The following is a 26,168-nucleotide window of genomic DNA, read 5'->3' on the forward strand; positions in this document are numbered from 1 at the left end:
CAACGCATGTCAGGCCCTCCTCCGCAGTGAGCCTCACCCCACCGCAGGAGGAAAACGGTATGAGTCGTGTGAAGATCTGCTGAAGATCGAGCCGCCCGGTCAGCCATACCTGGTTACGGACGCACCAGCAGGCACCATATGGGACATGCAGCACCACCACCTGGGCGCGCCTGAGAGCGCGAAGGGATACCGCGCGCTGGTCGTCGACGACGAACTCCCCCTGGCCGAAGTGGTGGCCAGCTATCTCGAACGCGAGCAGTTCGAAGCCGTCGTCGCCGGCAACGGTGTCGACGCAATCGCCGTCGCACGCGACCTGGATCCCGATGTCGTCATCCTTGACCTCGGCCTACCCGGCATCGACGGACTCGAGGTCTGCCGGCAATTGCGGACCTTCTCCGACGCCTACGTCGTCATGCTCACCGCCCGTGACACCGAACTGGATACCGTGCTCGGCCTCACCGTCGGCGCCGACGACTACATCACCAAACCCTTCAGTCCCCGCGAGCTGGTCGCGCGCATCCGCGCCATGCTGCGGCGACCCCGCATCCTGCAAACAGCCGCCGCACCCGCCGAACGAGACACAGCCCCGCCGCGCCGCTTCGGCGCACTGAGCATCGACGTCGCCGCCCGTGAGGTACATATCGACGACGAACTAATCCTGTTGACCCGCACCGAATTCGACATTCTCGAAGCCCTGTCCGCGCGGCCAGGAATCGTGCTGAGCCGCCGACAACTTCTCGAAATAATCCGCGACGAACCCTGGGTCGGCAACGAACACCTCGTCGACGTCCACATCGGACACTTACGACGCAAACTCGGCGACGACGCCGCACGCCCCCGCTACATCGCCACGGTTCGAGGTGTCGGATACCGGATGGGAACCGGACAGTGACTCCCCCACCTACGTCGACCCCTCGCCGGCGTCGACGGCCGGGCCGTCCCGGTATCGGCCTGCGACTCCTGGCGGCCCAAGCCATCGTGCTGGCGGCCGGAGCGGCGACGACCGCGGTGGTCGCTGCCGTGGTCGGCCCACCGCTGTTCCGCGAACACCTCCACCGTGCCGGTGTCCCGATGGACTCCCTGGAAGAAGTCCACGCCGAAGAGGCCTACGGCTACGCAACGGTGATCTCCATCGGAGGCGCTTTAGCGGTGTCAGCACTGGCCGCCCTCGCGGTCAGCTTCTACGTCAGTCGACGCCTCCAACGGTCCATCACCGAAGTCGCCGCCGCGGCCACCGATGTCGCTGAAGGGAACTACGACATCCGCGTGTCACCGCCGCGCCTCGGCGATGACTTCGACGCCCTCGCAACCGCATTCAACCAAATGGCCTCCCGGCTTCAAGCCGTCGATTCGACACGCCAGCAACTGTTCGGAGACCTCGCGCACGAGATCCGCACACCCGTGGCAGTACTCGAGGCCTACATCGAGGCACTCGAAGACGGCGTGCGCTCCTTGACACCCCAGACAGCAGCCATGCTGCGCGACCAGACCCGTCGGCTGGTGCGATTCTCCGATGACGTCGCCGCGCTGGCGAAGGCCGAGGAAAGTGCGGTGTCTATGTCCTACGCCTCCCTCGACGTGGACCGCCTAACCCGCCAGTGCGTCGCAGCAGCACAAGAACGGTATGACGCCAAGGGGGTCGGACTGCACGTACACCTCCCGCAACCGCTACCGCCGCTTTGGGCCGACGAACAACGACTGTCTCAAGTGTTGGGAAACCTGCTGGAGAATGCGCTACGGCACACACCGCCCGGCGGGTCGGTACACCTTCACTGTCTTCGTGACGGCGACCAGGTAAAAATCGCTGTCGCTGACACCGGAGAAGGGATAGCCGCTGAGCACGTCACCCGAGTGTTCGAACGGTTCTACCGGGCAGACACCGCCCGCGACCGCGAGCATGGCGGCGCCGGTATCGGGCTCGCCATCGCCAAAGCGCTCATCGAAGCGCACGGCGGATCGATCTCGGTAGCCAGTGCTGGACCCGGCGCCGGCGCAACATTCACCATCGCCCTGCCCATCACCCCGATACGCAGCGAACACCACCCTGCGACGGCTGCTCAACGCGTCCCTGACTAGTGCCCTCTCCGCGCTACTTGTCCAACATTCCCTGCATCGTGTCGATCTCTGCTTGCTGAGAAGACACGATGTTGCGCGCCATCTCGACTGCCGCCGGGAACTGGCCGTTGTCAACTTCCTGCTGCGCCATCATGATCGCGCCCTTGTGATGCTCGATCATCTGCGTCAAAAAGAGTCGGCTAGCCTCAGCGCCCTGCGCGTTCTGCAGTGCAGCCATATCGGCTTCCGACATCATGCCCATACCGCCGCCGCTCATACCCGGCATATCACCCATGTCTCCGCTGGGCATTTGATGGCCAGGCATGTCATGGCCGGGCATTGCGGCGGTGCTGGGGGCCGTTGTCGACGAGGACACTCCCCAGTCCTGCAGCCAGCCCTGCATCTGTTCGATCTCAGGACCCTGAGCGTTCTTGATCTCGTTGGCGAGTGACACTACTTCAGGATCAACTCCCTGCTTGCCGAGCAGCATGTCGCTCATCTCGATCGCCTGCTGATGATGAGGGATCATGCCCTGAGCGAACGTCACATCAGCATCGTTATGGGCAGCGTCACTGCTCGCAGCACTGGGCGAAGCCGACGCCGACGCTGCTGCCGAGGTGGTGCTCGACGACGATGACTGAGACTCGTTCGTTGCATTCGAACAGCCGCTGATATACAGGGCCGACGCCGCAAGCGCCGCAAGCCCGAATCCAAAACGCTTGTGCTGCATCGCACATCCTTCCTCGAACATCTTCGTGACACCATGCGTCCACACGGCAAGCCCTCGCGCCGCCGCACCCCAGCCTCAGCATGCCGAGTATGGGTCGGTTCGTGATCCGATGAAGATTTGATGAAGACGACTCCCCCGGTCCATCACTCGCGGTCGCGCCACCCGAGGCGCAGCCACCTCACGCACCGCCCACCTACTATTGAACTACGTAGATCTCGTGACCGGAAGGTGTCCGTGTGCTGATCCGCAACCTTTTCGCCATCGCCCTGACCGGGGCTCTGGCCGCGGCCTGTTCGGCGAACGCCCCCGAAAGCCCGCCACCCGCCGTCGTGCCGGGCATGGTGCACATCCACGGCCTCGGCATCAACCCATCTGACGACAAGCTCTACGTCGCAACCCATTACGGCCTCTACACCGTTGAGCAAGATCAGGCGCCACAACGAGTCGGTGAGCTCTCGCAGGACTTCATGGGCTTCACCGTCGCCGGCCCCGACGAATTCCTGGCCAGCGGCCACCCCGACCCCGCCGACCGCCAACAACCGCCCCACCTCGGCCTGATCAAAAGCAGCGACGCCGGCCAGTCCTGGGAACCTCTGTCATTGCACGGTAGCGCCGACTTCCACGCACTCAAATACCGCCACGGACGGGTCTACGGTCACGACAGTCAATCCGGCACCGTGATGGTTAGTTTTGATCAGCGGTCCTGGCAGCAGCGCGCAGAAGTCCCCGCCGTCGACCTCGCAATATCACCGGATGCCCCGGATGAGATCCTCGCAACAGCACGCCAAGGGCTGCTCCGAAGCACCGACGGGGCGAGGACGTTCCGCGCAGTCACCGGTGCGCCGGCACTGCTGTTCATCAGCTGGCCCGACCGCGGTCCCCTGCTCGGCGCCGACCTCGAAGGACGGCTGTACACCAGCGCCGACGACGGGCAGACCTGGCAGCCGGGCCACTCGCTCAACAACAAACCCCAGGCCCTGCTCGCCGCCGGCAACGGTCAGGTCTACATCGCCACTGATACCGCCATCTACAGCTCCACCGACAACGGCGCGACCGTCAACGTCCTCACCGCTGTCGAATAGACACGACCGCAAAACCCCCGTCGAAGCCGTGCGAGAGGGGTTTCGAGTGCGCAGAACGATTGCCTACTCAACCCTGCACATCGCTCACACCATCGACGACATCGGCGAATGGACCGAACCGCCGAAATTTCCACTGCGACGGACCGGCCTCGCTGCGAAGCTCCTAGTACCGCCGCACGTTGTGAATCGGTGCCGACGAGATCGGCGCGACTTTCACCGGCGTTCCGTACGTCGACGCATGCACCATCAACCCGTCGCCGATGTAAATCCCCGCGTGAGACACGTCAGCATAGAAGGTCACGATGTCGCCGGGCTGAACGTCTGAAAGCGCCACCGGCTGCCCGCCCTGCGCAAGCGCCTGACTCGACCGAGGCAACGACTTGCCGTTCTGCAGAAACGCCCACTTAATCAGCCCAGAGCAGTCGAACGCATCCGGACCGGTGGCTCCCCACGAATAAGGCGACCCCACCCGTGTCAGCGCCGCCTGGACCACCGCAACACCGTTCCCCGAGGAGGCCCCGCCCGCCGGGCCCGGCATAGCAACGATGCTCGGATCGCTCACCGGCGGAGTCGACGGCAAAGGAGGCGGCGCGGGGCCAGGGTCGGCCAGAATCGCTCGCTGATCAGGCGTCAAAGCGTCGTAGCGGGCCTGCACAGCAGCAATCTGCTCCGCCATCCGACGCTGTTTGGCCTCCAGGTCGGTCCGCACTGCCGCGGCCTCATCGGCCGCACTCCGTGCTTGGGCTGCCGACTTCGCAGACCGCTCCGCAGTTGCCGCGGCCCGCGCGCTGGCCGACCGGAACGCAGCCATCTGCACAGTCAGCTCCGACGCAACCGTCTTCTGAACTGCCAGCTGATCGATCAAATCCTGAGGAGACGTCGCCGTCAACGCCGCCGCTAAGGTATCCGTGCGCCCACCCATGTAGGCAGCCGCGGCCAACCTATCGACAGCAGCCTGATACCTCACCAGATCGGCCGCCGCTGCATCCGCGGCCATGCGATCCGAAACCGCCCCCTTCTCCGCAACCTGCTGCGCTGCGAGCTTCTCGTCAAGGTCGATCTGCGCCGTGTGAATCTGCTCGGTGGTCTGCTCCGCCAGACGCGACAATTCAGTCAGTTCGGCAAGGGCATCAGCCGCCGGATCAGCGCGGACATCGGTTGCCAAAAGCGCAGCAACAACGCCGAAAGCCACCAAAATGCAGACGAGCCGCCTGCCCAACGCGCGCGGCAGGACCGCCAGCACAGATGAAGTCACAAGAGCGAAAACCTTCGGCTAAGTAGCAAGTACGTACTAGATACGTAGGTCACGGTTAGGTTACGAGGCCAGGCAGCCGCTGTCCAGCCGGATTTTCTAGGGCGCGCTCTGAACTGATGGCCCGAAACTGCGTCGGCTCAGCGGCATCCTTCGGTCCCGCTGTTCGTCACCCACGCGACGTCAAGCGCTAAGGGTATGAAGAAGGCGCAATCGACACCACCGACTCATCGCCCCTTACCAGCTACCGCCTCACGACCGCTTCCCCTAGCGTCACGACGCGCCCTCCTGGTTGAAAGCCCTATTCGGAGTCATACAGACATTCATCGTGGATAACGACTGATATCCATAGCGCGGTTGACTTGTCCCCCACGACCCGATCGAGTCGATGCGACAATATGCGGAATCGAATATGCAGGTTTACCGGTATTAGTCTGCTTATTGCATCCGGTGAATTTGGCATCCTCGCACGGTCAGGACAACAAACATTCCCCAGCCGAGCGAGCGTCCAACAAGAACGAGCTGCAAGACGCTCCCCTGGGGCGGGGAGCAGGCCGCCGCCCCTAGTTAAGGGTGCCGTGCCGCAGTTCTCCGTAGCGGGTAGGTGTCAGATCCTCGCTGTGGCTGACGTGGAGCTGACCGGGGCGGGTCCGTTGTTCGTAGGCGGTGATGACCAGGCCAATTCCCCCGGCGGCAGGCACCAGTACGCCTTGCACATGCAGGAACCATGCGGCATGGCCCACCGCTTGGCACGCCGACCAGTCGTCGCCATAGATGTCGTCGTCCTCGAGCCCCACCGCTTCGCGGGCGTCAGAGGTGATGAGATCCAGGACGGCCAGGTCGGTGGCCTCGATGGTGTGCAGTCGATAGGAAGCTTCGAGCATCTTCTCCGGGGTCGTCGACGCCGCCTGCGCGGCGCGTTCTACTTCGACCATGCACGCTTGCGTGGAGTCGGCCAGATAGATCGCCGAGAAGAGTCCGGCAGGGTTTCCACCTTCCGCCGAATCTGCGCGCCCCTTCCCCCGACAAGGGGTCACGGTGGGCGCCGGTGTAGCGAGCGCACGTGCCCGACCACCGGCTGGTGCCGCGCGCGTCAATGCGCTGCACCAGGTCCTCGTCGAGCGCATCGCTCACACGAAGATCCCTTCGGCCATGGCGTCGATGAGGGCCAAGACGCGCTGGTACTCGCCGTCACGCACCAGGTCGGCGGGCTTGGCGTGGGCCAGTAATCGATTCGGGGAGAACATCCAGACGTTGGCCTGGTCTCGGGGAAGCACTTCGGCCAGCGCGTCGGCGACGTAGGCCAGTTCGATGAGTCGTTGTTTGTTGAGTCGTTGTGGAACGACCTGTCCTGAGGTCCAGCGCGCCACCGAGCGCGCCGACGCGTCGACGATGTCGCCGACCTCTTCGTAGGTCAATCCCAAGCGCTCGATCGCACTCGACACGGTCGAGGCGAGCGCGTTAGCTCCCATATCGTCTGCCTGTCTTCCTTTTGTCTGCGTGTGTGTCATGCATTCTGTCATGAAACAACGCCCGAGGTCGAGAGGACGTTTTCACACGATGGGCATTCAGTTTCGGCTCGGACCCAACGACCACAAGCAGGTCGAAGATTTCCTGTCGCGTGAGCACGCTGGCACCGACGCCATCATCCTGGACACCAAAGCTGCACGTCACCAGGCCGCTGCGGCGGCAGCCGCCGTGGAGGCGGGCCTGCGGGTGTACTGGGAGCCCGCCGCTGAGCGGCTTGCCGACGAGGGCTTCGGCCTCGACAAGCTGCCGCTGTGCACCGGCCGTCCCTACGGCATCAATGCTCTTGCCGAGGATCAATCGGCACGCCGCGCTGGTAGACCTGACGGTGGAGAAGCACCCGGAGCTCGTCATCCACGTCACGGCCCCGCACTTCTACGTCACCGACGAACGCACTGCACGACTGAACGTCGATCTCGCCGAACGCACCCGCCTGGCCGTCGGCAAGGACAAGCCCACCCGGGCCGTGATTACCGTTCACGCTCAACGTCAAGTTCACCAACCTCAACAAGGAGTACGGCCTCACCGTCGAGAACGCGGTGCTGCACTACGCTCCCGAGCCGGTACCGAACGCCAACGCCAGCCTGACACTGCTAAAGCCACGCTGGACGATATTCAGCTGGGCAACATCACCCTTGACGACCCCAAGAAGCAGAACAAACTCACCATCGATGGCCAAGAAGCGTCGTTCAACGATTTCCTTGGCCTACTCGACACCTTCCCGTTCTGGTGCAACATCGTCACCCCATAGCCCGAAGCCGGCGTCGCCGTTCACCGAAGACTGACCTGAGATAAAACCGGCCCTAGCCATCGGCACCGATGGCACCTGTCCCAGATGTCGAGTCCGACACCGTGGGCCCGCACACCACATGGCGGTGAAACGCGCGATCTCCGAGGCGTGCGCCAGCCGGTCCACGATAACCTCGCCGCTCTCCTCAAGACCGGTGAACCTAACAGCCGGCACCTACGTTCACCGCGGCCCGCGTATTCGGCCACCGCACCACGCCGCACGCCCCATCAGACAGCGTCCGCGTCGACACGACCGCGACCCCGCAGCCGCGCTGCGGCGACGCATCGCTCAGTGCGCCCAGCAGGCCGGCGGGAGTGCGGGATCGCGGCCCCGCGGCAGCGTCCCCGCGACGGCATCAACTTGCGCGCTGCCCTGCGCCGTCGCAACGCCGCGCCGAGCGCCCTTCTGTCGTCGGGTTCAGGACGTAGCGCACCCTTGAGACTTCCGTCGCCGCGCCACCGCCGAACCGTCACGCTGGCGCCGCTCCGGCCGGCGGTTCGCCCGCGTCCGGGCCGACCTCCCCGTCCGCCGCCGCCTCCCCCGTTCCGGACACATTCCGACCTAGTGCCTGCGAACCGTTCCGCGATACCGGATTTGCCGCTTTCGGCGCATGCCGTGCCATCACGCGAACGATTGCGATCCCGAGGTCGTGTTTGGTGGCGATCGTCGTCAGCGTCTCACCCCGCTCACGCATCCGTTCGACGGCCGCGCCCGCCGCTTCGCGATCGTCGCCTACCCGTTTAGCTTCTTCGCGCGCCAACTGCGCGTCGGCCTGCGCGCGCAGCTCCGCGCGCCGCTGCTTCTTCCACTCGCCAATCGCGTCGAGTTTGTCGATCGCGTGAAGCAGGATCGTCGCGTCCTTGAGGTTCGCCTTCTCCCGCGCCGCAAGCTCCTCGTTGGCGCGCCGAGCCGCTTCCACAGCCCGGCGCCGGGCCTCCGCCTTGGATGTTCTCGCTGCCGTCATGGTTGAGGACCTTAGAAGTGTTCGGGCCGAGCAGGCCACCACCACAGCCACATTCGTCGCCCACGACTTTTTTCGTCCGCCCTCCTGACCGCTTCACCGTCGCCACCCTCAACCCACCGTCACCCACCCCACTCGCCAACCACCGCACCCACCGCCAGCCGCCCTCCTCACACCCCGTTTACAGCCCGCCGACAGACCACACACCTCTTGCACTAAGGGACCGATCCGCCCGCTTATCGACGGATGAAGTGCGGAGGACTTCCAAATCCCGGTGTACTTCTCACCCGGCGTCGCGAGGGTGGCGAGGCCTGCAAACGTCGCAAATCCTCTCTCGGGAAACAGAGAAGCGCCATTAAGGACAGGCTGGGACGGCGCGGCCAGCAGCGAGCGCCCCGACCGCGTACATGCGTGGGGCGTGCCACCGCTGCCGCGCCGACCATCCCGCCCCGAGTCTGCTGACATGCCCGAAAACGTGATTCGCTATCGGAGCTCCGAGCGCTGCTGGACGAGTCTTCATGTCCGTCGCGGATCGAACTCTCAATCACTGGAGAGCTTGGCTGTCGACCCTCAGGAACTAAGGTGCTTCGCATGGCAGGCGACTGGGCGATGGAGGAGCTCGGCCCACGCGCGTTCGAGCAACTCGCGGTCGCCTTGGCCGCCAAAGTGATCGGCCCTGATATCGAGGTGTACGGTTCCGGAAAAGACGGCGGCCGTGAAGCCACCTATGACGGCCCGATCGACTGGCGACGCATCAACTCCGAGGCCCGGGTGGTCGGCCCGAACAACGCTTGGGCAGGGTATACCGTCGTGCAGGCCAAACAGCGCGAACGGCTGGTCTCCCCCGCCAACGATTTGAGTTGGTTGAAGAAGCAAATCCGCGAGGAACTCAACGACTGGGACGCCGGAAAGCGTAGCCGCCTACCCAAGAACTTGTTGTTTGTCACCAACGTTCGACTGTCGGCCGACGACGAGGTCGGTGGCGTCGATCAGATCAATAAGTTCATCAAGTCCGAACTTGATAAAGACCGGCACAACTACGACGGCCAGCTCGTCGCCACGCTCCGCCTGCGTGGGCTCGAAGACGTGTTCGTCTGGCATCGCGACACGGTCAACGCCCTAATCTCGGGCCACACCAGCATCCGGGACGCATTCCCGGCACTACTCACGGTCGGCGACATTCTCACCAGGCTCGCTGCCATGCCCGGCAGGATCGACCCCGAGCACTTGGCCCCTATCCTGATCGGGCATGCCCAAAGCGCGTTGCGTCACGAGCAGTGGCTGCGATTCGACGAAGCCGGCGATTCCCCCGAGACGCGCCACCCTATCGACCAGATCATCGTTGACCTGCCCGCCCGCGACCAGGACGCGCACCGAACCCCGTCAGTGCTCGACCGGGTGCTTCGCCGCGCCGACCAGATCGCCCGTGCGTCGGTTTGGCGGTCCCCGCACCCGCGGCACCTGGTTATCACCGGGGCGCCGGGAAACGGCAAGAGCACCCTGGCCCAATACCTCACCCAGCTATACCGGGCCCAGTTCGCTGCGCGCGAGGCAAACGAAGCCAGCATCACCGCTCTTGTCGATCGAACTAAAAAGTCCTTAGAACGCATCGGTGTCGCGCCACCGGCGAGCCTGCGCTGGCCGCTGCGAGTTGAACTGGCGAAAATGGCTACAGAGATGGGCCCCGCCGGCGGCCCAGATCTCAAACGTTGGCTGGCCGAGCGCGTCACCGAACGCGCCGGATTGGATATTCAGCCAGCCACCCTCGACCTTTGGATCAAGGCCTGGCCGACGCTGCTAGTGTTCGACGGGCTCGACGAGGTGACTGCCCCCGCGCTGCGGCACCGTGTCATTGATGAGATCACCGGGCTGATGGAAAGCGCTGACGCCGCCGACGCTGACCTGCTGATTGTCATCACCACCCGGCGCACCGGCTACACCGAACGCATAATGCCAGAACACTTCGACCAACTCGATCTTGATTATCTGTCCGTCGAAGAAGCCAGCCAGTATGGCCACCACATCACACGCCAGCGCCTCGTCGACGACGCGCCACACCGAGACCTGGTGCTCTCGCGCTTTGACACCGCCACAAAGGACCCAGCAATGGAGCGGCTGCTGCAGACCCCGCTTCAGGTACTGATCCTGACTATTATCCTGGGTAGCACCGGCACTTTGCCCACAAGCCGCTACCTGCTGTTTTGGAACTACTTCGAAACCGTCTTTAAACGGGAGGCCGGCAAGGACACCACATATCGCTCATTCTTCCGTGACCACCGCGAAGCCATTACCGATCTACATCAGCTGGTTGGGCTGCTGTTGCAGATTGACTGCGAATCTACCGGGGAGATCCACGCCCGCATGCCTCGCACTCAATTGCACGACCTCGCTCGCCAGTACATGCTCGATGATGGCCATGACGACAATGACGCCACCGAATTTGCCACCAGGGTCTTCGCCGTCGCCACCCAGCGCCTCGTCCTACTTTCCACCGATAAGGACGACACGGTGTCGTTCGACGTACGCAGCCTGCAGGAACTCATGGCTGGCTGCGCCCTCGTCGACGGCAACGATGACGCCATCCGCGCGAACCTGACCACTACCGCATTCAGCCCGCACTGGAGAAACACATGGCTGTTCGCCGCCGGACGACTCTTCGACGACAGCCGACACCGGCGTGACCTTGTCCTAGACATCGTCGAGCACTGCGACAACCGCGGCCATTGGCCGGCTTGGCTCTATCCCGCGGCACCGGAACTGGCGGCGTACTTGCTCGAGGACGGGCTAGCCGCAGCTAAACCCAACGACCAACGCCGCCTCGTTGACGTGGCCCTGCGTTGCCTCGGGGACCCATCCCGCAAGAGCCGGAAGCAGTCGCACTCGGCCTCAAGATCGCGTCCTCGCTGCAGAAACTGCATGCCGCCCATATCCGCAACGCCATAACCGCAGCCAACGCCAGCGCCGGTGTGCGTCAAGCAGTCGCCCGCATCCTCATGCACTACGAGACCTTCGGTTCCTCACGGGTTCCTGGCAGCTACACCTCGAAAGATCTGCAACGCGCCGCCGACATGTGGAGGTTCCAGATCCCCCGCGCTGCCAACAGCAACCGCATCACCGTCGCCACCCTGCTTCAACCCACATTCGACGAACTATCCCGATGCGTCTCTGCCGGCACCGCCGAACTCGTCGCCAACGCAATTGATGAATACACCCAGCTGGTCATGACCCGAACCGAACGCGGCGACCTGTGGCCAGCAGTGTCTGCCGGGACAGCCAACTGGCCCAACACCATTGTTGCACTGCAAGATTCGGAAGCCACCGAACTACTTCAGATCTGCCTGGGCGCTCTAACGCCTGACGATTGGGCGGCGCAATCGATGGTCGCTCACGGCGTGGGTGCCACGGCGGCCCGCCGCGAGATCGGCCACCGGCTTGTCGCCACGATCCCCCAGATCGACGTCGAAACGGCCATCTGAGTATGCAGTGCCGAAGTGCCGCGGGAGGGGATTCCGCCAGTGCAAGGCGGCATTTACTGCCTCCGTACGCCATCGGGTTCGGCGGACACCTCAGTCAGCTGCCAACGCCTCCGACGCAGCCCTTGCCAAGGCAACAGCGCGTCCCTTCGTTGTTGGATTCGAGGTGACGTCGTCATACTTAAGCTGTCGAGCAGCGAATCCAAACACCATCGCCCATTTCTCGCGGTCACTCATCGAAGCTTGGTCTATCCAGTCGAGGCACACCTGGACCCACTGTGGGATGGGACACCCATCCAAGAACTGCGCCGTCCACAGGTGTGCACACTGAGCGAGAGTAGGCCACACGCCATCCCTCAGCGGGGATGCGCGGTGAAAAACTGGAGACAGCAGACTAGTGATGGGATCTAGGATCCGCGAGCCAATAGTTTCGCTGTCAAAGTCAATCACCACAGGACTACTGCTCACCAAAAGTATGTTCCCCGGATGAAGATCACCGTGCTGCGGAACGACAGCCGTAGTGGCACCCACGCTCGCTCGTGGACAAAGAATTCCTTCCTCTGCGAGCAGCTGACGCGCGGATTCATAGCTGATTAGCGGGTCAATCAGCTCCTCCAGCGTGCGTGTCACCTGCGCACCGTGCAGACTGGCAATCATCACCTCAGCCACACTGCTCAAGGCAGCGGAAGCGATGTCTTCACCGGTCATCAACAGTTCCAATAGCGATACCGGGTTTTCACCAGCGAGCTGCATGATTTGCGCCGTCTTTCCATTGCATACGCCGCTAACTACCGCTACAGGCGCTGCGACGAACGGCGCGGGAAGAATGGTGTGAAGGCCGCCAGCGGAAGCACCGGAGATAGGCTTCGATGAAGACTTCACGACCACCGAGCAAATCAGGCGTCCCTCCTTGTCTTTGACCTTGCACCACCAAACCGGATCTTCGGTTAGACCTCCGAACAACGGGACAGCTTCTACTGAAGCTCCGCCGTAATGCCTGGCAACCCTTTTTAGAATTCGCCGGTTCAACCGAGCCGTTACGTCGGTACCAGGAACTCCAGCTACATCTACATCGCTAATCTTATTGAGATGGACCAGCAGCCCATCGATATAATCAGCAAATTCTGGCGCCTGTCCCTTTTCAAAAGGGTAGACGCGATCTACGTGGTCGCCGTAGCCTCCCAGCTGCACAACCCCTCGCCCCTTCGTGAACTGGGCGTGCGGGAAATCAGTATGACCGGTAAAAATAACGAAAGGGCTATCCGGTAGTTTCTCGAGCAATAGATCCAGCAGCTCGTCGCCAGTTGCGTCAGCTGGCTCATCAGTATTAGATCGGGGCAGTCGGCGGTCCAGCACTACCAAGTCCACGGGACGATCGACGGAATCGACATTCTTTAGCGCCGTATCGTAATCCTCGAATACCGTAACTTCGAACCCGCGCTCACGAAGTATTTCAAGGTTAAAGTAGATTTGATCTGGGTCATCTTCGACCATCACAGCGTATCTAGCCATACCGTTTCCCCCTAAGTGAGAATGTCGCCGTACCGCCTGTTGCCTGAAGGTCAAATTGATAGCCAAGCCGTCGCGACGAAAGTTCGATGATGGTGGTCCCAAGCCCACGATGCCCACTCTTGCTTGTTCGGCCCGTCGGAGACACTCCCGAATAATCGAAAGTTGTCCCGGAAAATCTATTGCGAATTGTCACCCAAAAGGCATCCGTTGCAACATTGCAGGTAATCAAGATCTGTTCGTTAGTTTCCCGGCTAGCTTCGACCGCGTTATGTATTGCGTTGGACAGTATCAAGGCCATCAAGCCGGGATCGGTATATATCTCGTCAGAATCGAGGCCAATGAGTTCTAAACGGATCGTTGAGGGTCGGTACTCGTCGGATATGCACGCAGATATCGCTTCGCTCAGCGACACAATCTTCCGCGTCGGCAGACGGTGCGCCGCTGCCAAACTGCTCAAGCCATCTACGCGCCTGCGCAGGGCTTCAATAGCCCTGTTTGTTGCGGTGGCTTCAAAATCCGCAAGTTCTCGGCTCGCCGAGTACCGTACCCAGCCAATAGCAGGTTGCATTTCGTGCCGAATAATTCCAGATAGTTCGTTTAAGATTAGCGCTATATCGCTTTGTTTCTCTTGCGCATCTTGGAATTGATCGAAATCATCGTCTTTTAAACTATCGATTTTGCCTAAAACTATTGATATTGCTCGACGAATTTGAGGGACGCCCTCCCGGTTAGCGATATCTAGGAGCGCCTCATGCATCGTCTCATTCGGCTCGTTATCAAGTAACCATTGAACAGCTTTCATGCGTTCGGATGGTAACGTCGATCTCAATGCGGCGCACACATCATCATCAGTCATGTACTAATTCCGTGATCGCGATAAAACGCTGCCCGGCGCCTGAAAGCATCCTCGCCACCTTCCATTAAAGATGTTATCGCGTCTACTACTCGCTGATCACTGTATGCCCCTACGGTCGCTACGCTCCCCCGGCGTCCATCACTGGTAAGCCGCATAACGCAAACAGCCGAACCAAGTACTGGAATGTTCGCGTTATGCGTCGCAACGATAGTTTGCGCTCCTGCTGCACTACGCCTGTTAAGGCCAACCAGAACGCTATCTACGAGGAACGCGTTATCGAGATGATCCTCTGGCTGGTCAAGCAACAAGGTCCTGGTGTGCTCGGTCAGCAAGATTGGTAAAGTGACCGCACATTTCTGCCCAGTTGACAGCGTATCCACACTTTTGAGTTCGGTGCCGTCCATTAAAAGAAAGTCAGCCATATCATCCAGCGAGATCATTGACAGCTCTGATAGTAAATCGGCGCTATCGAGCCGCTCGAGGACGCGGCCCATGCGATCGATTGGCAGTTCGGCAACGGCTGCCGCCGACGCCGCATCTCCTTTTTCTACATAGTTCAAAAGCTGTCGCGGTAGTACGTTCCTAGCAAGCGAATCAGCAATTGATGCGTACTTTAAGCCGCTGCCCTGCAGCGACGAACTCAGGAAGTTTCGAAAAGTTCTGGTATCTGCCAAATGCTCGATTGTCACCGTAATCCGCGAACTAAGGTCTCGCGATACGTTGGTAGCTACTTCCAATCTGACCTGATAGAGCTCTTCTCTGGCCCTCTCGGCAGAGTCGAGGAGTCGCTCGCGCTCCTCGTGAATGGTCGCGTAACGACGAGCCAGCTCTGCCAACCGCGCCTTCTCCACCTCAACCCGCTCAAGTTCAGCTCGAACTCGGCGAATCCGTGAAGTCAACTCACCAAGCCCACGTTCCGCCTCGTTGAGCTCCTGCCGTATTGGTTCGGCTTGGCTTCTCAGCTCCAGTTCCAGTTGCGCGCGAGTTTGGTGTGAAGTCTTGAGCTTAGTTACGGACGTCGATAATTCCTGAGTCAACTCCGCTGCCGAGTTATAAAACCGCTGGAGCCGCGGTCGAATGAAGGCTTCGTCTTCGGCCGGGATTGAAACGCCCAACAGTCGCTCTGCATCGTCAACCGCTCCTGCGAAACTATTACTTAATTCTTCAAGCTGATCCCTTGCGTAGGCCGACTCTGCTTGCTGCGTCTGCAATACAAGTAAGGAATTCTCTAGTGTCCTAAGTATCTCTCGCCTAGCCGTCAAAGATGCCGAAGCATTGGTCATCATTTCGTTTTCTTCGGCGATCAGGCTGTCGAGATCTGACTTAAGCAGTGTCTCGACGTCCGTTCTATCCCTGAGCTCTTCCATTTCGCGCCTGAGTTCGGATAGCTGACGAGTTCTTACTTCAATCTCGTCGCTGTCGAGCGAAGAGGGCTTCACTTTTGCGCGGAAGTCGATCAGTCTGAGCCGACTGTCTGGGTCTGACGCGATTGTTTCAAGTTCGTTCTGGCCCAACACCAATGCATTGACCGCAAACTCAGGACGCCGCCCCCCACCCTCAGCGTCGACGATCAGCCGATACGAAGAGTCGCGATCTTCGACGTCCATCACGACCTCGCCATCCCCAAGCATCGAGCGGATGCGCCTGGTCTCATGCTCATGGCGTTTCTTGTCCGCATGGGGTGTGCCGAGCGCGTGACCCATCAGCTCAAGGAGGGTCGTCTTGCCGGAGCCTCGCGCACCAATGACCACATTGAGGCCCTCCTCGAACCTGACGTCGAGTCCCGTCAGAAAGCCACCTGTCACCCTCAGTCGCGATATCCACACAGTGGGTAATCATCGCCCATCGGGCTAGCCGATTGCCCCAATGACTCAACTTCTGAAGCGGCCAGCGACAAGCTGGCCCCGCCGCGCACCTGAAGACTCTGATCGTCTCCCACAGCACAATCATCCGTGGCCTCCCTTCACACAGCTCCTTGAGGGACCGGCCGACCTGCCTTTGAGCGAGCTCACCCGACTATCTCAGCCAAATCGCCTGGTGCGGGGTTTAGGACGAGAGGGTTCGAGGTTCGGGGCACCGCGACCGACACGGATCAATATGCCGCTACCACACATACGCTGAAACGAACGGATCGGTATCGCAGTAGATACCGCAGTGGTTTCGTTCTTCCTCTACTTCGGCCAACGCAACCAACGCCATACCCGCTGCTTGAGACACCATTCCCAGTGACGACCCGAGCCAGCAAACACAACAAACGTCCAGTTCAGAGGATTTTAAGTCCGCTGCCTCTGCCAATTGGGCTATGGGGGCTCTCGCAGGTCAGACCTTATTGCATGGCCCACCAACAGCGCGGCCGCCCGGGTTGGGGGCATACAGCGCTCCCCCGCACCGTTGCCCGGAGTATGCCCATCGAACTGATCAACCCGCCCGGCCTGCCCGCCGTCGACGTCTACCGCCAGGTCGCGGTGGCCACCGGCTCCAAGCTCGTGTTCATCGCCGGCCAGGTCGCTCGCGACCCGGACGGCGCCAAGGTCGGCGAGGGTGACCTCGCCACCCAGGTCGAACAGTGCTACCTCAACATCGGCACCGCGCTGGCCGCCGTCGGCGCCACCTTTGACGATGTCGCCAAGCTGACCGTCTACCTCGTCGACTGGACGCCCGACAAGATGGGCCAGTTCGTCGACGGCGTCGCCCGCGCATCGGCCAGGCTCGGCATCACCGCGCTGCCTCCCCTGACCGGCATCGGCGTCGCCACCCTCGCCGAACCCGACCTGCTCGTCGAGGTCGAGGCGACAGCGGTTCTGGCCTAGTCTGAGCCGACCAGCGCCGCGGCATGCAGCGACAGCACCAGCGCCGGCCGCGGATACCGCAGCCGCGCGCACGCCTCCTCAACGGTCAATTGCAGCCGGTGCACCCCCTGCCGCAGCTCCGCCGATTCCGCACCGCCGCGGCCGTACCCGGTCAGGCACGCCCGGGTCAGGATGATCCCGCGCTCCCGGCGCAGCCGCGCCATCTTCTCGATCATCCCGCGCACCGCGTCGGCGGCCTCGGCGTCGTCGCTCTCGATGCGGTACCGCAGCCCGACCACGTCGAACCGCAGCGTCGAGGTCACCGACGCCGCCAGCCGGTCGCCGGACTCGTCGGTGACATCGATCAGCACCCGCGGCGTCGGTGAGCGCCGCGCGGCCAGCAGCAGCACCTCGGCATAGCTGCCGACTACGAACCGCCCGACGCCCGCACCGATCGCCGCGTGCACGGCCGCCGCGTCCGGGCACTGGGCCGCAACCCGCTCGGGGTGCAGGCCCGCCGTCAGCGCCAGCTCGAGCTCCTCGGCACTCGACACATCGACGCCCAACCCTCGTCGGCGCACCCAGTCGGCGACCGCCGCGGTGGTGAGCAGTTCGGCGGGCACCTGCAACGGTGTGCCGCGCAACGCGCGGCGGCACACGGCATAGCGGGGCGGCGTGGTGGAGGTCCGGCGCAAGCGAGTCATGGCACTGATCGTGAAGCCGCGACCTCCGACCACCCTGATGATGCGCTGAGACCCTGCCGGGAACACCGCCGCGCATCGAACCCGTAAAGGTCCGCCGCGCGCCCGTCAAGAAACCGTCAAGACCAGCGAAACCGCGCTGAACTGCGTCGATGCTGGTCGACGGCCGCCGAGAGCCGGTGGCCGTAAAGACCGGGAGACGGAATTGTCTGTTGTCGTCTACATCGCGCTGACGGTCGCGATCTTCGCGCTGCTCGGCCTGGTGCAGAAGTGGGTCGAGCGACTATGAGCCAGAACATCATCGGCCTGGCGCTCGCGGTCGCCATCGCAGTGTTCCTGTTCGTCACGCTGCTGTTCCCGGAGCGGTTCTGATGACGTCCACCACCGCCGGCATCCTGTTCCTGCTCAGCCTCGTCGTCGCGCTCGCCGCGGTGCACGTCCCGCTCGGCGACCACATGTACCGGGTGTACGCGTCGGAGAAGCACCTGCGCGGCGAACGCGCGCTCTACCGCGTCATCGGCGCCGACCCGGCCGCCGAACAGACATGGGGCGCCTACGCGCGCAGCGTGCTCGCGTTCTCCGCCGTCAGCGTGCTGTTCCTGTTCGTCTTCCAACTGGTGCAGGGCAGACTGCCGCTGCACCTGGCCGACCCGGCCACCGAGATCACCCCGGCGCTGGCCTGGAACACCGCCGTCAGCTTCGTGACCAACACCAACTGGCAGGCCTACTCCGGGGAGTCCACTCAGGGCCACCTGGTGCAGATGGCCGGGCTGGCCGTGCAGAACTTCGTCTCCGCCGCCGTCGGCATGGCCGTCGCGATGGCGTTCGTGCGTGGCCTGGCCCGGCGCACCACCGGCGACCTCGGCAACTTCTGGGTCGACCTGGTCCGCGGCGTCGTGCGAGTCCTGTTGCCGCTGAGCATGATCGGCGCCCTCGTGCTGGTCGCCACCGGGGTGGTGCAGAACTTCGCACTGCACGATCAGGTGGTCACCACCCTGTCCGGCGGGCAGCAGACCATCCCCGGCGGGCCGGTCGCCAGCCAGGAGGTCATCAAGGAGCTCGGCACCAACGGCGGTGGTTTCTACAACGTCAACTCCGCGCACCCGTTCGAGAACCCGAACGCGCTGTCCAACTGGTTCGAGATCTTCCTCATCCTGCTGATCCCGTTCTCCCTGCCGCGCACCTTCGGCCGCATGGTCGGCAGCCCGAAGCAGGGCTACGCGATCACCGCCGTCATGGGCGTCATCGCGACGCTCAGCGTCAGCGCGATGATGCTGTTCCAGTTGCAGGCCCACGGCACCGTCCCCACCGCCGCCGGCGCCGCGCTCGAAGGCGTCGAACAGCGCTTCGGGGTGGCCAATTCCGCGGTGTTCGCGGCGGCCACCACGCTGACGTCCACCGGGGCGGTCAATTCGTTCCACGATTCCTACACCAGCCTCGGCGGCCTGGTCACGCTGTTCAACATGCAGCTCGGCGAGGTTGCACCCGGCGGGGTCGGCTCCGGCCTCTACGGCATGCTGATCCTGGCGATCATCACGGTGTTCGTCGCCGGGCTGATGGTGGGCCGCACCCCCGAATACCTCGGCAAGAAGATCACCCCGCGCGAGATCAAGCTGGCCGCAACCTATTTCCTGGTGACCCCGCTGATCGTGCTGACCGGCACCGCCATCGCCATGGCCCTGCCGGGCCAGCGGGACGGCATGCTCAACGACGGTCCGCACGGCCTGTCCGAGGTGCTCTACGCGTTCACCTCGGCCGGCAACAACAACGGCTCCGCATTCGCCGGCATCTCGGTCAACACCGAGTGGTACAACACCGCCCTGGGTCTGGCGATGCTGTTCGGGCGGTTCCTGCCGATCATCCTGGTGCTCGCGCTGGCCGGATCCTTTGCCCGCCAGCACAGGACACCGGAATCCGTCGGCACGCTGCCGACGCACCGGCCGCAGTTCGTCGGCATGGTCGCCGGCGTGACCCTCGTACTCGTCGCCCTCACCTTCCTGCCCATGCTGGCGTTGGGCCCGCTCGCCGAAGGACTCCACTGACATGACACTGACCGCCGTCGAAGAGCGCACGGAACGCGCCAAAAAGACTGCGCCGAAACGGATGCAGGGCGGGCTGCTCGACCAGGAGATGCTGTGGCGCTCGCTGCCCGACGCGCTGCGTAAACTCGACCCGCGCACGCTGTGGCGCAACCCCGTGATGCTGATCGTCGAAGTCGGCGCCGTCTGGAGCAGCGTGCTCGCCGTGATCGATCCGAGCTGGTTCGGCTGGCTGATCGTGGCGTGGCTGTGGCTGACCGTGGTGTTCGCCAATCTCGCCGAGGCCGTCGCCGAGGGCCGGGGCAAGGCCCAGGCCGAATCGCTGCGCAAGACCAAGACCTCCACGATGGCCCGCCGCCTCGTGGACTGGACGCCCGGCGGGCCGATCCGCGAGGAGGCCGTCGCCGCGCCGCTGCTGCAGCAGGGCGACCTGGTGATCGTCGAAGCCGGTGAGGTGATCCCCGGTGACGGTGACGTCACCGAAGGCATTGCCTCGGTGGACGAATCGGCGATCACCGGCGAATCCGCCCCGGTGATCCGGGAATCCGGCGGCGACCGGTCAGCCGTCACCGGCGGCACCACCGTCTTGAGTGACCGCATCATCGTCAGGATCACCCAGAAGCCCGGCGAGAGCTTCATCGACCGGATGATCGCGCTGGTCGAGGGCGCCAACCGGCAGAAGACGCCGAACGAGATCGCGCTCAACATCCTGCTGTCGAGCCTGACCATCATTTTCGTCTTCGCGGTCGTCACCCTGCAGCCACTGGCCATCTACTCCAAGGCGAACAACCCCGGCGTCGCGGACACCTTGGCTCTCGACGACAACGGCATCACCGGCATCGTGCTGGTCGCGCTGCTGGTCTGCCTCATCCCGACCACCATCGGCGCGCTGCTTTCCGCCATCGGCATCGCCGGCATGGACCGCCTGGTGCAACGCAACGTGCTGGCCATGTCCGGCCGGGCGGTGGAGGCCGCCGGCGACGTCAACACCCTGCTGCTCGACAAGACCGGCACCATCACCCTGGGCAACCGGCAGGCCGCGGCGTTCGTGCCGCTCACCGGTGTCAGCGACGCGCAGCTCGCCGACGCCGCGCAGCTGTCCAGCCTGGCCGACGAGACTCCCGAGGGCCGCTCGATCGTCGTGTTCGCCACACAGCAGTACGGTCTGCGCGCCCGCACCCCCGGCGAACTCGAACACGCCCGGTGGGTCGAATTCACCGCCACCACAAGGATGTCCGGTGTCGACCTGCCCGACGGACACCTGCTGCGCAAGGGTGCGGCGAGTGCGGTCGCCGCGTGGATCCGCAGCGAGGGCGGCACGGTGCCCGACGAGCTCGGCGCGGTGGTCGACGGCATCTCGGGCGCCGGCGGCACCCCGCTGGCCGTCGGTGAGATCCGCAACGGCACCGCCACCGTGCTCGGCGTCATCCACCTCAAGGACGTCGTCAAGGCCGGGATGCGCGAGCGGTTCGACGAGATGCGCCGGATGGGGATCCGCACGGTCATGATCACCGGGGACAATCCGTTGACGGCCAGAGCAATCGCCGACGAGGCCGGCGTCGACGACTTCCTCGCCGAGGCCACGCCCGAGGACAAGATGGCGCTGATCCGCACCGAACAGGCCGGCGGCCGGCTGGTCGCGATGACCGGTGACGGCACCAACGACGCGCCCGCGCTCGCCCAGGCCGACGTCGGCGTCGCGATGAACAGCGGCACCACCGCCGCCAAAGAGGCCGGCAACATGGTCGACCTGGACTCCGACCCGACGAAGCTCATCGAGATCGTCGAGATCGGCAAGCAGCTGCTCATCACCCGCGGCGCGCTGACCACGTTCTCGATCGCCAACGACATCGCCAAGTACTTCGCGATCATCCCGGCGCTGTTCGTCGGCCTGTTCCCCGGCCTGGACCTGCTCAACATCATGCGACTGCACAGCCCCCAGTCGGCGATCCTGTCCGCGGTGATCTTCAACGCCGTCGTCATCGTCGCGCTGATCCCGCTGGCGCTGCGCGGGGTGCGCTACACGCCGGCCGGCGCGTCGAAGTTGTTGAGCCGCAACCTGTCCGTATACGGGCTCGGCGGCATCATCGCCCCGTTCATCGGCATCAAGCTGATCGACCTCGTCGTCCGACTCCTCCCCGGAATGTGACCATGACCTTCACCGCAGTCGTCCGCCAGCACACCGCCGCGCTGCGCGCGCTGCTGATCCTCACCGTCGTCCTCGGCCTGGCCTACCCCGCCCTGATCTGGCTGGTCGCTCAGCTACCCGGCCTGCGCTCGCATGCCGATGGCTCGCTCCTCGAGGCCGACGGAAAGATCGTCGGCAGCAGCCTGATCGGCCAGCTCTACACCGACGCCGACGGCAATCCGCTGCCGCAGTACTTCCAAGGACGCCCGTCCGCAGCCGGCTCAGGCTACGACCCGCTGTCCACCGGCGCGAGCAACCTCGGCCCCGAGGACGTCGTCGACACCCCGGACCGCACGGGCCTGCTCACCGACGTGTGCACGCGCAGCCGGGAGATCGGCGCGCGCGAGGGGGTCAACGGGGCCCGGCCGTTCTGCACCGGCGGCGGGGTGGGCGCGGTGCTGTCGGTGCTGGGCCCGCGCGACGCCACCGGGTCCGTCACCAACCCGACCCGCGTGGTGAGCGTCAACGAACCGTGCGCCACCACCCCGCGTCCGTTCCTGGACACCTACCGGGGCGTCCGGGTGGAGTGCGCCGCCGCCGGCGAGGACAACCGCGTGGGGCAGCTCGTGCCGATCCGCGGGTCGGCGCAGCCGCAGGTGCCCGCCGACGCGGTCACCGCCAGCGGCAGCGGCCTGGACCCGCACATCTCCCCCGCCTACGCCGATCTGCAGATCGACCGGGTCGCCGCCGCGCGTGGAATGAGCCCCGAGCACGTCCGCTCGCTCGTGGCGGCCCACACCGACGGCCGCATCCTGGGCTTCCTCGGCGAACCGCGGGTCAACGTGCTCGAGCTCAACGCCGCGTTGGACGGTCGCTAGCAGCCATGCGCGAGATCGACACCACGGTCGCGAGCGCGGCCGATCCACGACCCTGGTGTGGATCTCGGCGAGGAGGATCCGCGTGGATGATGGACACGTGACAGCGAGGACCGGCCCGAAGCGCGGGGAGCTGCGCATCTATCTCGGCGCGGCCCCCGGGGTCGGCAAGACCTACGCGATGCTCGGCGAAGCACACCGCCGGCTGGAACGCGGCACCGACTTGGTGGCCGGCGTGGTCGAGACCCACGGCCGCGCCAAGACCGCCGACCTGCTCGACGGCATCGAAATCATCCCGCCCCGCTACGTCACCTACCGCGGCACCCGCTTCCCCGAACTCGATGTCGACGCCGTGCTGGCGCGGCGCCCGCAGGTCGTGCTCGTCGACGAGCTCGCCCACACCAACACCCCCGGCAGCCGGAACGCGAAGCGCTGGCAGGACATCGAGGAACTGCTCGAGGCGGGCATCACGGTGATCTCCACGGTCAACGTGCAGCACCTGGAAAGCCTCAACGACGTCGTCACCCAGATCACCGGCATCGAGCAGCAGGAGAAGGTGCCCGACGACGTGGTGCGCGCCGCCGATCAGGTCGAGCTGGTGGACATCACCCCGGAAGCGTTGCGGCGCAGACTGTCGCACGGCAACGTGTACGCTCCCGAGCGCATCGATGCGGCGCTGAGCAACTACTTCCGGCGCGGGAACCTCACCGCCCTTCGGGAACTGGCGCTGCTGTGGCTGGCCGACCAGGTCGACGCCGCACTGGCGAAATACCGCGCCGACAACCGGATCACCGACACCTGGGAGGCCCGCGAGCGCGTCGTCGTCGCCGTGACCGGCGGGCCGGAATCCGAGACCCTGGTGCGCCGGGCGTCGCGCATCGCGTCGAAGTCCAGCGCCGACCTGCTGGTCGTGCACGTGGTGCGCGGCGACGGGCTGTCCGGGGTGTCGGCGCCGCAGATGAGCCGGGTGCGCGAACTGGCCGCCAGCCTGGGCGCCACCCTGCACACCGTCGTCGGCGACAGCGCGGGTGGGGTGCCCGCCGCGCTGCTCGACTTCGCCCGGGAGCGCAACGCCACCCAGCTGGTGCTGGGCACCTCGCGGCGGTCACGCTGGGCGCGGATCTTCGAGGAGGGCATCGGCGCCTCGGTGGTGCAGCAGTCCGGGAAGATCGACGTCCACATGGTCACCCACGAGGAGGCCGGCGGCGGGTCATCGTGGTGGCGCCCCACCCCGCGGCAGCGGCACGCCGCCTCCTGGCTGGCCGCGCTGATCGTGCCGAGCGTCATCTGCGCAGTGGCGGTGCTGCTGGACCCGGTGCTCGGCGTCGGCGGGGAGAGCGCGCTGTTCTTCGTCGGGGTGCTGGTGGTGGCGCTGCTCGGCGGGGTCGCGCCGGCCGCGCTGTCGGCGGTGCTGTCGGGCCTGCTGCTCAACTACTTCCTGATCACCCCGAGGCACACGTTCACAATCTCCGAACCGGACAGCGCGATCACGATCGTCGTGCTGCTCGCGGTGGCCGTGGCGGTGGCTGCACTGGTCGACGGCGCCGCCGGCCGGGCCAGGGAGGCGCGGCGGGCCGCGCAGGAGGCCGAGCTGCTGACGCTGTTCGCGGGATCGGTGCTGCGCGGTGTCGACCTGGACATGCTGCTGGAGCGGGTCCGGGAGGCCTATTCGCAGCGGGCGGTCAGCCTGTTGCGCGAGGGGGTCGGCGTGGTCGGCTGCGTCGGCACGCAGCCGTGTGTGGACGTCGACTCCGCCGACACCGCGATCGAGGTCGGCGACGACGAGTTCTGGCTGCTGCTGGCCGGCCGCACCCTGCCCGCGCGGGACCGTCGCGTGCTCGCGGCCGTCGCCCGGCAGGCCGCCGGTCTGGTCAAACAGCGCGAGCTCACCGAGGAGGCGGGGAAGGCCGAGGCCATCGCCCAGGCCGATGCACTGCGCCGCTCACTGCTCTCGGCGGTCAGCCACGACCTGCGCACCCCGTTGGCCGCCGCCAAGGCCGCCGCGTCGAGCCTGCGCAGCGACGACGTCGACTTCTCCGCCGAGGACACCGCCGAACTGCTGGCCACCATCGAGGAGTCGACCGACCAGCTGACCGCGCTGGTCGGCAACCTGCTCGACTCGTCGCGGCTGGCCGCGGGCGTGGTGCGGCCCGAGCTGCGCCGCGTCTACCTCGAGGAGACCGTGCAGCGCGCACTGCTCGGGATCAGCACGGGCGCGACGGGTTTCGGCCGGCCGGGTGTCGACCGGGTCAAGGTCGACGTCGACGACGGCGTGGTGCTCGCCGACGCCGGGCTGCTCGAACGCGTGCTGGCCAACCTCATCGACAACGCGCTGCGCTACGCGCCGGACGGGCCGGTGCGGGTGACCGCGGGCCGGGTCGGTGCGCGGGTGCTCATCGCCGTCGTCGACGAGGGTCCCGGCATCCCCCGGGGCGCTGAGGAGCAGATGTTCGGGGCGTTCCAGCGGCTCGGCGACCAGGACACCAGCACCGGTGTCGGGCTGGGGTTGTCGGTCGCGCGCGGGTTCGTCGAGGCGATGGGCGGGACGGTGACCGTCGGCGACACCCCCGGCGGCGGGCTGACCGTGGAGATCGACCTGGCGGCCCCTCCCGCGGGCGATTTCGGCGTGGTCGGTAGCGCTGAGCGCGACGAACCACGCCGAAATCGCCAAGGGGAACGGGGGGACGGCGCGTGACGAGGGTGCTCGTCATCGACGACGAACCGCAGATCCTGCGGGCGCTGCGCATCAACCTGTCGGTGCGTGGCTACGAGGTGACCACCGCCGCCACCGGGGCCGACGCGCTGCGCGAGGCCGCCGACCACAAGCCCGACGTCATCGTGCTGGACCTCGGCCTGCCCGACATGTCCGGCATCGAGGTGCTGGCCGGGCTGCGGGGCTGGCTGTCGGCGCCGGTGATCGTGCTGTCCGCGCGCACCGACTCCGCCGACAAGGTGGAGGCGCTCGACGCCGGCGCCGACGACTACGTCACCAAACCCTTTGGCATGGACGAGTTCCTGGCCCGGCTGCGGGCTGCTGTGCGCCGCGCGACCACCGCGTCCGACGGTGACGAGCCGGTGGTCGAGACGGCGTCGTTCACCGTCGACCTGGCCGCCAAGAAGGTCACCAAGAACGGCGCCGAGGTGCACCTCACGCCCACCGAGTGGGGCATGCTCGAGATGCTGGTGCGCCACCGCGGCAAACTGGTCGGTCGCGAGGAGCTGCTGCGCGAGGTGTGGGGCCCCGCCTATGCGAAGGAAACGCACTACCTGCGGGTGTATCTGGCGCAGCTGCGGCGCAAACTCGAGAACGACCCGTCGCATCCGGTGCACCTGCTGACCGAGGCGGGAATGGGCTACCGATTCCAGCAGTGAACGCGCGGGGACGGGACTAGCCTTCC

The 26,168-nt window shown here is 64.8% G+C and carries 21 protein-coding genes and 2 pseudogenes; 13 read left to right on the plus strand and 10 right to left on the minus strand.

The genetic code is table 11. The features are described from left to right. The first annotated feature begins 145 nt into the window (after positions 1 to 145). Both E4P42_RS02180 and E4P42_RS02185 read left to right on the plus strand, forming a co-directional pair. Complete coding sequence (locus E4P42_RS02180; RefSeq protein WP_135122711.1) at positions 146 to 892, plus strand: response regulator transcription factor; 747 nt, start codon at positions 146 to 148, stop codon at positions 890 to 892. Continuing rightward, the gene (locus E4P42_RS02185) at positions 889 to 2,076 is read left to right on the plus strand and encodes a cell wall metabolism sensor histidine kinase WalK (RefSeq protein WP_011856862.1); all 1,188 of its coding nucleotides are present in this window, start codon (positions 889 to 891) and stop codon (positions 2,074 to 2,076) included. Before E4P42_RS02180 ends, E4P42_RS02185 begins: the two co-directional genes overlap by 4 nt. A gap of 13 nt (positions 2,077 to 2,089) precedes the next feature. Here E4P42_RS02185 and E4P42_RS02190 read toward each other — a convergent pair whose 3' ends face one another. Then, positions 2,090 to 2,785 carry a DUF305 domain-containing protein gene (locus tag E4P42_RS02190; RefSeq protein WP_114733526.1) on the minus strand — a complete coding sequence of 232 codons (696 nt, stop codon included), beginning with the start codon at positions 2,783 to 2,785 and terminating at the stop codon, positions 2,090 to 2,092. 236 nt (positions 2,786 to 3,021) lie between these two features. Here E4P42_RS02190 and E4P42_RS02195 point away from each other — a divergent pair, with 236 nt between their 5' ends. Next, complete coding sequence (locus E4P42_RS02195) at positions 3,022 to 3,867, plus strand: F510_1955 family glycosylhydrolase (RefSeq protein ID WP_135122712.1); 846 nt, start codon at positions 3,022 to 3,024, stop codon at positions 3,865 to 3,867. Positions 3,868 to 4,030: 163 nt separating this feature from the next. Here E4P42_RS02195 and ripC read toward each other — a convergent pair whose 3' ends face one another. The 4 genes and pseudogenes from ripC to E4P42_RS27660 form a co-directional block, all read right to left on the minus strand. After that, positions 4,031 to 5,110 (minus strand): peptidoglycan hydrolase RipC, encoded by a 1,080-nt coding sequence (gene ripC, locus E4P42_RS02200; RefSeq protein WP_371286973.1) that lies wholly within the window; start codon positions 5,108 to 5,110, stop codon positions 4,031 to 4,033. A 572-nt stretch (positions 5,111 to 5,682) separates the two neighbouring features. Then, positions 5,683 to 6,253: pseudogene (locus tag E4P42_RS02205) on the minus strand (RES family NAD+ phosphorylase). Then, on the minus strand, positions 6,250 to 6,591 hold the full coding sequence (locus tag E4P42_RS02210; protein ID WP_011856840.1) for an antitoxin Xre/MbcA/ParS toxin-binding domain-containing protein: 342 nt from the start codon (positions 6,589 to 6,591) through the stop codon (positions 6,250 to 6,252). Before E4P42_RS02210 ends, E4P42_RS02205 begins: the two are co-directional and overlap by 4 nt. A gap of 332 nt (positions 6,592 to 6,923) precedes the next feature. Continuing rightward, complete coding sequence (locus tag E4P42_RS27660; protein WP_371286974.1) at positions 6,924 to 7,139, minus strand: hypothetical protein; 216 nt, start codon at positions 7,137 to 7,139, stop codon at positions 6,924 to 6,926. A 43-nt stretch (positions 7,140 to 7,182) separates the two neighbouring features. Here E4P42_RS27660 and E4P42_RS27665 point away from each other — a divergent pair. Then, positions 7,183 to 7,397: pseudogene (locus E4P42_RS27665) on the plus strand (alkyl sulfatase C-terminal domain-containing protein); the annotation flags it as partial. A 508-nt stretch (positions 7,398 to 7,905) separates the two neighbouring features. Here E4P42_RS27665 and E4P42_RS02225 read toward each other — a convergent pair. Beyond that, positions 7,906 to 8,400: a hypothetical protein gene (locus E4P42_RS02225; protein WP_011856867.1), complete on the minus strand. Its 495-nt coding sequence runs from the start codon at positions 8,398 to 8,400 to the stop codon at positions 7,906 to 7,908. Between the two features lie 588 nt (positions 8,401 to 8,988). Here E4P42_RS02225 and E4P42_RS02230 point away from each other — a divergent pair. Both E4P42_RS02230 and E4P42_RS02235 read left to right on the plus strand, forming a co-directional pair. Then, positions 8,989 to 11,340 (plus strand): NACHT domain-containing NTPase, encoded by a 2,352-nt coding sequence (locus E4P42_RS02230; protein ID WP_135122714.1) that lies wholly within the window; start codon positions 8,989 to 8,991, stop codon positions 11,338 to 11,340. A 50-nt stretch (positions 11,341 to 11,390) separates the two neighbouring features. After that, complete coding sequence (locus tag E4P42_RS02235; RefSeq protein ID WP_135122715.1) at positions 11,391 to 11,873, plus strand: hypothetical protein; 483 nt, start codon at positions 11,391 to 11,393, stop codon at positions 11,871 to 11,873. Between the two features lie 90 nt (positions 11,874 to 11,963). On the opposite strand, the gene E4P42_RS02240 is transcribed toward E4P42_RS02235, so the two are convergent. From E4P42_RS02240 to E4P42_RS02250, 3 genes are read right to left on the minus strand one after another with little or no spacing between them, the layout of a single operon-like run. Continuing rightward, positions 11,964 to 13,364: a response regulator gene (locus tag E4P42_RS02240; RefSeq protein WP_167759327.1), complete on the minus strand. Its 1,401-nt coding sequence runs from the start codon at positions 13,362 to 13,364 to the stop codon at positions 11,964 to 11,966. 10 nt (positions 13,365 to 13,374) lie between these two features. Then, a complete protein-coding gene (locus E4P42_RS02245) occupies positions 13,375 to 14,238 on the minus strand; it encodes a GHKL domain-containing protein (RefSeq protein ID WP_135122717.1) in 864 nt (287 codons plus the stop codon). Further along, entirely contained in the window at positions 14,235 to 16,043 is a 1,809-nt protein-coding gene (locus E4P42_RS02250) for an AAA family ATPase (protein WP_167759328.1), read from the minus strand. Before E4P42_RS02250 ends, E4P42_RS02245 begins: the two co-directional genes overlap by 4 nt. Positions 16,044 to 16,640: 597 nt before the next feature. Here E4P42_RS02250 and E4P42_RS02255 point away from each other — a divergent pair. Further along, positions 16,641 to 17,048: a RidA family protein gene (locus E4P42_RS02255; RefSeq protein WP_135122719.1), complete on the plus strand. Its 408-nt coding sequence runs from the start codon at positions 16,641 to 16,643 to the stop codon at positions 17,046 to 17,048. Here the strand turns inward: E4P42_RS02255 and E4P42_RS02260 are convergent. Further along, positions 17,045 to 17,731 (minus strand): decarboxylase, encoded by a 687-nt coding sequence (locus E4P42_RS02260; protein ID WP_135122720.1) that lies wholly within the window; start codon positions 17,729 to 17,731, stop codon positions 17,045 to 17,047. The two genes, E4P42_RS02255 and E4P42_RS02260, sit on opposite strands and share 4 nt — an antisense overlap. A 267-nt stretch (positions 17,732 to 17,998) precedes the next feature. On the opposite strand from E4P42_RS02260, the gene kdpF reads away from it, so the two are divergent. The 6 genes from kdpF to E4P42_RS02295 all read left to right on the plus strand — a co-directional run bounded on the left by kdpF (position 17,999) and on the right by E4P42_RS02295 (position 26,142). Beyond that, positions 17,999 to 18,100 (plus strand): K(+)-transporting ATPase subunit F, encoded by a 102-nt coding sequence (gene kdpF, locus E4P42_RS27315; RefSeq protein WP_245233857.1) that lies wholly within the window; start codon positions 17,999 to 18,001, stop codon positions 18,098 to 18,100. Then, complete coding sequence (kdpA, locus tag E4P42_RS02275; RefSeq protein ID WP_135122721.1) at positions 18,100 to 19,770, plus strand: potassium-transporting ATPase subunit KdpA; 1,671 nt, start codon at positions 18,100 to 18,102, stop codon at positions 19,768 to 19,770. Before kdpF ends, kdpA begins: the two co-directional genes overlap by 1 nt. Before the next feature lies 1 nt (position 19,771). Beyond that, positions 19,772 to 21,916: a potassium-transporting ATPase subunit KdpB gene (kdpB, locus tag E4P42_RS02280; protein WP_135122722.1), complete on the plus strand. Its 2,145-nt coding sequence runs from the start codon at positions 19,772 to 19,774 to the stop codon at positions 21,914 to 21,916. A gap of 2 nt (positions 21,917 to 21,918) precedes the next feature. Further along, the gene (locus E4P42_RS02285; RefSeq protein ID WP_135122723.1) at positions 21,919 to 22,773 is read left to right on the plus strand and encodes a potassium-transporting ATPase subunit C; all 855 of its coding nucleotides are present in this window, start codon (positions 21,919 to 21,921) and stop codon (positions 22,771 to 22,773) included. Between the two features lie 61 nt (positions 22,774 to 22,834). Next, positions 22,835 to 25,465 carry a sensor histidine kinase KdpD gene (locus E4P42_RS02290; protein ID WP_245233864.1) on the plus strand — a complete coding sequence of 877 codons (2,631 nt, stop codon included), beginning with the start codon at positions 22,835 to 22,837 and terminating at the stop codon, positions 25,463 to 25,465. Next, positions 25,462 to 26,142 (plus strand): response regulator, encoded by a 681-nt coding sequence (locus E4P42_RS02295; protein ID WP_135122725.1) that lies wholly within the window; start codon positions 25,462 to 25,464, stop codon positions 26,140 to 26,142. Before E4P42_RS02290 ends, E4P42_RS02295 begins: the two co-directional genes overlap by 4 nt. Positions 26,143 to 26,168 lie beyond the last annotated feature (26 nt).

Origin of the sequence: Mycobacterium sp. PS03-16 (assembly GCF_004570325.1) — a bacterium.
Taxonomy (GTDB): Bacteria; Actinomycetota; Actinomycetes; order Mycobacteriales; family Mycobacteriaceae; genus Mycobacterium.

Coding starts and splice junctions, on each gene's coding strand:
- E4P42_RS02190 (WP_114733526.1), bottom strand. CDS start 2,785: ATGCAGCACAAGCGTTTTGGATTCGGGCTTGCGGCGCTTGCGGCGTCG.
- E4P42_RS02230 (WP_135122714.1), top strand. CDS start 8,989: ATGGCAGGCGACTGGGCGATGGAGGAGCTCGGCCCACGCGCGTTCGAG.
- E4P42_RS02255 (WP_135122719.1), top strand. CDS start 16,641: ATGCCCATCGAACTGATCAACCCGCCCGGCCTGCCCGCCGTCGACGTC.
- E4P42_RS02210 (WP_011856840.1), bottom strand. CDS start 6,591: ATGGGAGCTAACGCGCTCGCCTCGACCGTGTCGAGTGCGATCGAGCGC.
- E4P42_RS02285 (WP_135122723.1), top strand. CDS start 21,919: ATGACCTTCACCGCAGTCGTCCGCCAGCACACCGCCGCGCTGCGCGCG.
- kdpA (WP_135122721.1), top strand. CDS start 18,100: ATGACGTCCACCACCGCCGGCATCCTGTTCCTGCTCAGCCTCGTCGTC.
- E4P42_RS02245 (WP_135122717.1), bottom strand. CDS start 14,238: ATGACTGATGATGATGTGTGCGCCGCATTGAGATCGACGTTACCATCC.
- E4P42_RS02260 (WP_135122720.1), bottom strand. CDS start 17,731: ATGACTCGCTTGCGCCGGACCTCCACCACGCCGCCCCGCTATGCCGTG.
- kdpB (WP_135122722.1), top strand. CDS start 19,772: ATGACACTGACCGCCGTCGAAGAGCGCACGGAACGCGCCAAAAAGACT.
- E4P42_RS02240 (WP_167759327.1), bottom strand. CDS start 13,364: ATGGTCGAAGATGACCCAGATCAAATCTACTTTAACCTTGAAATACTT.
- E4P42_RS02180 (WP_135122711.1), top strand. CDS start 146: ATGCAGCACCACCACCTGGGCGCGCCTGAGAGCGCGAAGGGATACCGC.
- E4P42_RS02225 (WP_011856867.1), bottom strand. CDS start 8,400: ATGACGGCAGCGAGAACATCCAAGGCGGAGGCCCGGCGCCGGGCTGTG.
- E4P42_RS02235 (WP_135122715.1), top strand. CDS start 11,391: ATGCACTACGAGACCTTCGGTTCCTCACGGGTTCCTGGCAGCTACACC.